This is a genomic window from Methylomonas sp. BG-2 (assembly GCF_057766305.1).
On sequence record NZ_JBYMAP010000205.1, the window covers coordinates 1 to 6,841 of the forward strand.

7 protein-coding genes and 1 pseudogene are annotated in these 6,841 nt (G+C 50.9%); 3 read left to right on the forward strand and 5 right to left on the reverse strand.

Annotated elements, in window-relative coordinates; all coding sequences use genetic code 11:
• Positions 1-1,099 precede the first annotated feature (1,099 nt).
• Together AC3B8H_RS16515 and AC3B8H_RS16520 are read left to right on the forward strand one after the other, a co-directional pair.
• The gene (locus AC3B8H_RS16515) at positions 1,100-1,288 is read left to right on the forward strand and encodes a type II toxin-antitoxin system antitoxin (RefSeq protein ID WP_488442646.1); all 189 of its coding nucleotides are present in this window, start codon (positions 1,100-1,102) and stop codon (positions 1,286-1,288) included.
• A gap of 23 nt (positions 1,289-1,311) precedes the next feature.
• Positions 1,312-1,734: a type I restriction-modification system subunit M N-terminal domain-containing protein gene (locus AC3B8H_RS16520; protein ID WP_488442647.1), complete on the forward strand. Its 423-nt coding sequence runs from the start codon at positions 1,312-1,314 to the stop codon at positions 1,732-1,734.
• Here AC3B8H_RS16520 and AC3B8H_RS16525 read toward each other — a convergent pair.
• Positions 1,616-2,410: an N-6 DNA methylase gene (locus tag AC3B8H_RS16525; RefSeq protein ID WP_488442651.1), complete on the reverse strand. Its 795-nt coding sequence runs from the start codon at positions 2,408-2,410 to the stop codon at positions 1,616-1,618. The two genes, AC3B8H_RS16520 and AC3B8H_RS16525, sit on opposite strands and share 119 nt — an antisense overlap.
• Before the next feature lie 100 nt (positions 2,411-2,510).
• On the opposite strand from AC3B8H_RS16525, the gene AC3B8H_RS16530 reads away from it, so the two are divergent.
• On the forward strand, positions 2,511-3,038 hold the full coding sequence (locus AC3B8H_RS16530) for a M48 family metallopeptidase (protein ID WP_488442652.1): 528 nt from the start codon (positions 2,511-2,513) through the stop codon (positions 3,036-3,038).
• Between the two features lie 270 nt (positions 3,039-3,308).
• On the opposite strand, the gene AC3B8H_RS16535 is transcribed toward AC3B8H_RS16530, so the two are convergent.
• The 4 genes and pseudogenes from AC3B8H_RS16535 to AC3B8H_RS16550 form a co-directional block, all read right to left on the reverse strand.
• Positions 3,309-3,860, reverse strand: coding sequence for a hypothetical protein (locus AC3B8H_RS16535; RefSeq protein WP_488442648.1), 552 nt, complete (start codon positions 3,858-3,860; stop codon positions 3,309-3,311).
• Between the two features lie 82 nt (positions 3,861-3,942).
• Entirely contained in the window at positions 3,943-6,309 is a 2,367-nt protein-coding gene (locus tag AC3B8H_RS16540; RefSeq protein WP_488442649.1) for a TOTE conflict system archaeo-eukaryotic primase domain-containing protein, read from the reverse strand.
• A complete protein-coding gene (locus AC3B8H_RS16545) occupies positions 6,293-6,610 on the reverse strand; it encodes a hypothetical protein (protein ID WP_488442650.1) in 318 nt (105 codons plus the stop codon). The genes AC3B8H_RS16540 and AC3B8H_RS16545 overlap by 17 nt, the downstream gene beginning before the upstream one ends.
• Positions 6,555-6,841, reverse strand: a pseudogene (locus AC3B8H_RS16550) (hypothetical protein); the annotation flags it as partial. The gene AC3B8H_RS16545 and the pseudogene AC3B8H_RS16550, both read right to left, overlap by 56 nt.

Below are 6,841 nucleotides of genomic sequence, written 5' to 3' on the forward strand. Positions count from 1 at the left end.
CTCATTAGTAAGCGGGTCCGGCGGTGAGCCATATCGATTTTCGTGCGTGGATTCTGCCGGGACGTGGGCTAGACGTGACCATTCTGTTTCGCAGATACAGCAAGTCGGCCGAGCCGTTCTCGAGATGATCAGAGATAATCGAGACCGCTACGCTATCCTAGTGGATGAGGTTAAGGCATTGCCAGGGAACGCGAGCCAGGCGGAGTTTGACGCGATCCAGTGGTAGTTCGTCTGTGACAGAACCGTGTCTTAATTGAAGTTTTGCTATTGTTTAGCATGTTTTATTTAGGTTGAAAATAAGCGGGCAAACGCTCTAAGCTATTGATTTCAATGGTTATAAATTATTGATTGCGTGTCTGGGGGACAAGGGGTCGTGGGTTCGAATCCCGCCGTCCCGACCAATTTAATCAATGGCTTACAAAATAAGTTGTTGGGTAAAATCAGAAAAAGTCGGTTTCGGGATGACAATCGGGATAACCTTTTTCATCTCAAGCAACGTGATGCTGATTTTGCGAAACAGATTTCGCTTAGCTTTAAATTAGCGACTCATCTTCAAACAAACGCAGCCGCTTGAACATCCCGGCTAACGACAAATCGATCAACACATCGTGTTTTAGATCGAGCTTCTAGAATGTTTTACCATGCATACCTTTCGGCTTGACGCCGTTGAGATTTAAGACTCCCGCTCCTCATCCCAGCTTTTCACTAATCAGGTCTGTTTGTCTACTTGGGCGGTCATCTCGTTTTTCTCTGGTCGATTCATAAACGAGTTGATGGCAATGCCGACATGCCAAGATTTTTTCCGCTAAAAATAACCGCCACCCGTTTGTCACAGCCGTGAGCAGGACAGATTAGCCACGAGCGTATCCGGTCTGCCTTCCTTGATGGCGGTAAATTCGATGCCGACAAATAACGCCTGCTTCTGAAAAAGTCGCTTCAGCAAAGCATTGGGCGTCCGCCGGAAAACGTCCTTGATGGCGTAATTTCAGACCAACGTTTTCCTTTCTGTCGCTCAGTAAAAACGTTAGCTTAGATTATATGAGACCTTGCTGTACATTGCAGTACATTCCCAGTACCGTAAAATAAGGGAGAAAGAGACATGGCTAGCACCAAAACCACCACGCTGACATTTCGCATCGATCCGGCGCTAAAAGAAGCGCTACGGCTGGCTGCCGAGCGGGAGCATCGCTCGCTAGCCAATATGGTGGAGGTGTTGATTCGGGATTATTGCGGCCAAAACGGCATTGCAATCGCCAGCCAATCTTCAAACCCCGATAACAACGACTAAACACGCAACACCATCACCGCTCAATGGCCATCAAAAAATCCGACCTCTATTCTTCCCTGTGGGCCTCGTGCGACCAATTGCGCGGCGGCATGGACGCCAGCCAGTACAAGGACTACGTACTGTTCATGCTGTTCATCAAATACATCACCGATAAATACGCCGACAGCGACCACTTCGCCCCGCCGGTGGTGATTCCGCCCGGCGCCAGCTTCAAGGACATGATCGCCCTCAAAGGCAAATCCGACATCGGCGACAAGATCAACACCCAGATCATCGGCCCCTTGGTCAATGCCAATGCCCGCTTGTCGAAAAGCGACTTCCCGGACTTCAACGATCCCAACAAACTTGGCGAAGGCAAGGACATGGTGGAGAAGCTCTCCAACCAAACGTATCGACGATTTTGTGGATGTCCTGCTCGCGCAGGAGGTTTTTGTTGCCATCCTTGATAAAGCCCTTGCTGGCGTCGATCATGAACACGCCTTTGCGGGCGGGGGCGTTTTCCTTGTCGATCACCAGGATGCAGGCCGGGATGCCGGTGCCGTAAAACAGGTTGGTCGGCAAGCCGATGATGCCTTTCAAATAGCCGGAACGCACCAGCTGTTGGCGGATCACCGCTTCGGCATTACCGCGAAACAGCACGCCGTGCAGCAGATAGGCATAGTCGCCCTGTTTGGCGGGCGGCTCGCCCCAAGCAAAGCGCTGGTAAGGGTCGGTGCCGGGCGTCAGGCCGGTGCTCCAGCTCTTGTCGGAAAACGGCGGATTGGCGACCACGTAATCGTAAGTACGCAATTGCTCGCCATCCTTGAACTTGAGCGCGGCCAGCGTGTTGCCGGACAGGATGGTGGCGGTCGGAAAGTCGTGCAGGATCATGTTCATCCGCGCCAGACCGGCGGTGGCGACGTCTTTTTCCTGGCCTTCCAGCGTGATATGTTTGCCGGCCTCGGCGGCGACTTTCAGCAGCAAGGAGCCGGAGCCGAAGGTTGGGTCGTAAGCGGTGGTGGAGCCCTTGGCGTTGTCGGGCGAGATGCCGATGACCTTGGCGATGATGCGGCTGACTTCCGACGGCGTGTAAAACTGGCCTTTGCTCTTGCCGCTTTCGGTGGCGAAGGGCGCATCAGGTATTCGTAAGCGTCGCCGAGAATGTCGTCGTGTTCGGCGCGGTTTTTGGAGAAATCCAGCTCGGGCTTTTGGAAGATGCTGATCAGGTTATCAACAGGCCAAACTGCGCAATCAAGCCAGGGAAACGCCCCGGCAGTTTGTCGAGCGCGAGACTCACTATTTATGGGGGCGCCGGCATTTGCTGACCATCATCGAACGCGGCGGCAAGCCTTTTGTGAATGTCGATCATCGGCGTATTTCCCTGTATTTGCCCCCGGAAACACCTTTGGAAAAGCGCGCGGAGTTGATTCACGAATGGCATAAGGTATTGCTGCACCAAGCCATACCGCCCTTAATCGCAAAATGGCAAGCCAAGCTCGGCGTTACGGTGAAGCAGTATTTCTTGCAGCGCATGAAAACCAAGTGGGGCAGTTGCAACCCTAAAGCCGGTCATATCCGCTTAAATACTGAATTGGTTAAAAAGCCCAGGCATTTGCTGGAATATGTGGTTGTACACGAGATGGCGCATCTGTTGGAGCCGACTCATAGCGAACATTTTATCGCGCTCTTAAACGACTGCTACCCGGCATGGCGCGAGGCAAGGGTCGAGCTGAACGAGTTACCGTTGTCGGCGGAGCAGTGGAGAGAGTGAGCAGACGATGGGGCGCTTATCCGGATGATTTGCCCTTGCTCCTGCCCGCGGCAAGCGATATCGGTCCGTTTTAATCGCGGTGCCAAATTAAGCACCGTCAATCGCCAAAAGCGCCGTATTCACGCGGCGAGCTGGCCGGCGCGACTCGCCGCGCAAGGTCAGAACTTCGCCGTGACCGTTATTTTGGTATCAAGCCTGCCGCCCGAGCAGGGCTTACAACGCGAAACCGGCGATTCGCCACGATCGCCGTTTCAATCGCCACTCAAAACGTCATTCCCGCGACACTAACAGTGATTCTCGCAATGCTTCGAGCAATAAACGCAAGGCTCCGAGCCTTGCGCGCAAGGCAAAAAGCAATTCGCGAAACACTAAAAGAGTTGCGCGCAATTCTCCGAGTAACAATCGCAAGGCAAAAAGTGATTCGCGCAACGCTAAAAGAGTTGCGTGCAACTCTCCGAGTAATAAACGCAAGGCTCGGAACCTTGCGCGCAACGCAAAAAACCTATCGAACGACGGGGCGAGGCGGGGAGTAGGGATTCCATTGGGGATGTCCATTCGCGCACTCTCGGGTAAACTGCCGGTCGTTCCCGGAGCGGTCTCCAAGGCGACTAAAATGACAGAATCGCTTACGCCATCCCGACGATAATAAAAAACCCGCGAAACCATTCGGTTTGCGGGTTCTAAAATGGGTGCATTCGGTTGAATGCGGAGTTGGTGCTCAGACCGGACTAGAAATAATGCTAACGAAATGAAATTAAACGTATTATTTTTAATAAAAATCATAAATACACGATCACGTACACGATTTTGTTTCTTAGGCATCAATTTGCATTTGAATAGACTACCGATTCCAAACCGCTACGGGTTCGATTGGTAAATGACCAATCGAACCCGTATGCTTTTATCAGTTTGGAACTGCCATTCGGTAGCCCATTGCTCGATATCCGCGTTGGCGTTTGTCCCACATACGTAGTAACGCCGGGTGACCGGTGTCGACAAAGTCGATGATTCGAACATTGGTTTTGGTAGCGTGCTCTCGGTGTAAGCGGCCAGCATACTGCTGCAGAGTACCTTTCCATGAGATCGGCATGGCCAGAACCAAGGTATCCAGTGGCGGGTGATCAAAACCTTCGCCCACCAATTTACCAGTGGCTAACAATACCCGAGGCGCATCTGGTGGCAGTCCTTCAAGTTCTGTGATCAAAGTTGCTCGTTGCTTTTTCGACATTCGGCCGTGAAGCACAAAAGGTGGCGGTAATTTGCTGTCCAATGCTAACAAAATAGCATCCAGATGCTCGGTGCGCTCAGTCAGGACCAGTACTTTTCGTCCCTGATCAAAAGCCGCGATGATGTCATTGGCAATTACCGCCGTGCGCTCCACATCATTGGCGATGTGACGGAATACATCCTGTATAGCGGATTCCTGAGGCAGATCGATAGTCTTGTAAATCATCTGCGGAATAACTTCCAGATCACTTGGCGCATTATCTGGTTTGGCAGCGGTATAGCGGATTGGTCCGCACTGCATGAAAATGATGGGCTGTTGCCCGTCGCGGCGCACAGGGGTGGCAGTAAGCCCCAACACATATTTCGCTTTAACCCGTTTCAAGATGGCATCAAATGAAACGGCGCCGATGTGATGACATTCGTCGACGATCACGTGTCCATAATTCTCTACCAATGGATTGACTTCGCCTTGCCGCGACAATGACTGCATCACCGCAATATCGATTTTTCCAGACGGTTTGGCTTTACCGCCACCAATAGTTCCAACGAAGCCTTTGCCTACGCCGAGGAAAGATTGCAAGCGCTCCTGCCATTGTTTGAGAAGTTCGGTGCGATGAACCAAAATCAGGGTGTTGATGCCTCGCCGAGCAATCATCGCGGCAGCAGTCACCGTCTTACCAAATGCTGTCGGAGCACAGAGAACACCAGCATGTTGTTGCAACATTTCAGTGACAGCCAATTCTTGATCTGGACGCAAAATACCTGCGAAGGAAATTTCGATTGCTTGTCCATCAAACCGTTCATCCTTTAAGTCACAGTGAATACCGTTTTCCTTCAATAAGTTTAAGGCGGCATCCAGGCAACCGCGCGGTAATGCGATATGGTTTGGATAGTTTTCGGCACAGCCAATAACACGCGGCTTATCCCAAACAGGGAAGCGCATGGCTTGTGCTTTATAAAATTCAGGATTTTGAAAGGCTGCGAGGCGGATCAGTCGATTTGCCAGAGGTTGTGGCAGTTCGGATTTCTCGAAATAGATCAGGTTTGCCAGAGTAATAGACAGCGATTCTGGCAATGGCCCGGCAAGTTTGGCATTTTTGCTATCAGTCCGCTTCCAAGGTTCTTTGTGATCTTCCTCGTCAATAAAAGTGACATCCAATGGATGTGCATTGCCGGTGGCCCGCAAAATAGTTGGCTCAATGTCCACGACTGCCATCGGCTGGATACTGGCTAAAAATCCCCACTGGTCGGAATAGGGCTGCAAGTGTTTGTCGATAAACACGCTAAATCCACTTTCCCGTGGTTTTTTCTGCAAAGGTAATGCGATTAAATTGCCAAAACCACCTTTGGGCATGGTGTCCTGATTGGGAAACAGGCGATCGTAGGAAGTCAGTTTCAGTTGTCGAGTCCGAGAACAGGTATGGCTGATGATGGCCGTGCCGAGGCGCCTGGCATCACGCGCAGAAACATTGGTTGCGAAGAAAATCCATGCATGAGCGCCATTACCGGAACGCGATATCTCCAGTGCAGATGGTATCCCAAGTTCAGAGCATGACTGGATAAATGCCTGTGCATCTTCCTTCCAATCGGCCTCGTCGAAATCAACCGCCAGAAAATAACAACTGTCGTCAGCCAGCAAGGGATAAACGCCAATCGTCTGCTCGCCGGACAGATGGCTATAAATGACCGCATCAGACAAGGCACTCAGTTGCCGAACGCCACAATCGGAGCATTTGATACGAGGCTTGTGACAGACACCGGGCCGCCATTCATTCGCGCATGCAGGTGAGTAGCCAGATTTTCCTGTAGTCTTGCTTTCCCAGCGAACGGGATAAACGTCGGTTCTGCCGCGAAACAAGCGACGAAATAACGCTACCTTCGCGGCAGTAGACAGTGCAGATAATTCTGGCTCTATCGGATCTATTTTTGGTGGAAGCTTTTGCGGTAACCTCCACTCGATGTTATGTGCTTCAAGTAAAGCAATCAGCCTCGCGTTTTCAGCTTGAAGATCGGATAAAAGCGCATTGCTAGTCATCAGTGTCATATTCGGATAACAATATTGCCATATCTTCGCCAACACCCCAGCCGACATTCGAGCCTTGCTTTGCAACTTGCTCGAGTCTGTGTATATAAGCTGGGCGTTTGGCTTCCGGCAATGCCATGACATATTTCAATGCTTGTTCGAACATACGCACTAAGGCATCAAAATAGCCTTCATCGTCCATGCCGCAGTAACCCAGGAAAACAAATACTTCTTCGCAATAGAAAATTGACAGTTCAGCCAGTCCTTCAGGTTGACCGACCGCCTTTTTGTAATCGGTAATCGCTTTCTTCGCTTTGGCCACTGAGAGGCTGATTGCGCATTACATCAGGACAAATCCAGCGGGAAATGGTGGTCTTATAGGGTTTAAGAATATCCTCGCCCAACCCGAATCGTGCATGCAGAAACGTTTGATTATCTTTATTCGCTGCGTATAGATCCTGTATAAGCCCGATCAGACCAACTCGATCGACGTCAGCCAATTTGGATTTAACGTCGCTCCAGGTTGCTTTGGATTTTTTCTGTTTGCTAGTCA